The 634-nt window shown below is 46.4% G+C and carries 1 protein-coding gene; it reads right to left on the bottom strand.

Features of this window, described 5'->3' with window-relative positions; translation table 11 throughout:
* Positions 1-221: 221 nt before the first annotated feature.
* On the bottom strand, positions 222-634 hold a 413-nt coding region (locus CYP28_RS10415; protein ID WP_181000441.1), incomplete at its 5' end, for a hypothetical protein.

Genomic DNA, 634 nt, shown 5'->3' with positions numbered 1-634 from the left:
GATAAGTTCCTCACCGCTAAGCCCTTTAATGTTGTCAAAATTATACAAAAAGCACGGATACTTTGAGTACTCCGCTCGCTTTAGCTTTGTTGTGATGTTGGTTTTATTGTTATCTACCACGCCAATTCCTCCAAACTCGCCAATCTGATTTTAAATCTCTTTGCGTCCTCTCTGCACCCCGTCAAAATGCCCGCTCGCACCTGCACTGCTATTATCTTTTGTTAAAATCGTACAAACATTCGACATTTCCCTTTTTCCCTTTTTCTCCCTTTTCCTTCTCCCCCCTCTTCTTTTCTTTCTTCTTCTCTTTTCTCCTTCTCTCTTTCCCCCTTTCCTCTTCCTTTTTTTTCTTCCTTTCCTCTTTCTTTTTCCTTCTCCTCTCCCTTTCCCTCTCTCCCCTTCCTTCTCCTCCCCCTCTTCCCCTTTCCCCTCTCCCTTTCCTCCCTCCTCTCCTCCCTCCTCCCCTTTTCTCCCCTCTCCTCCTTTTCCTTTTTCTTTCTCCTCTCTTTTCTTCCCTCCCCTCTCTCCCTCTCCCTCTTTTCTCCTTTTTCCCCTTTCTTTCCTTCCCCCCTTTCTCTTCTCCCCCTCTTCCTCTTCCTCCTCCTCTTCTCCTTTCCCTCTCTTTTTTCTCCCT

Source organism: Campylobacter concisus, assembly GCF_002914195.1.
Taxonomy (GTDB): domain Bacteria; phylum Campylobacterota; class Campylobacteria; order Campylobacterales; family Campylobacteraceae; genus Campylobacter_A; species Campylobacter_A concisus_M.
This window is presented reverse-complemented; position numbering and strand designations above follow the sequence as displayed.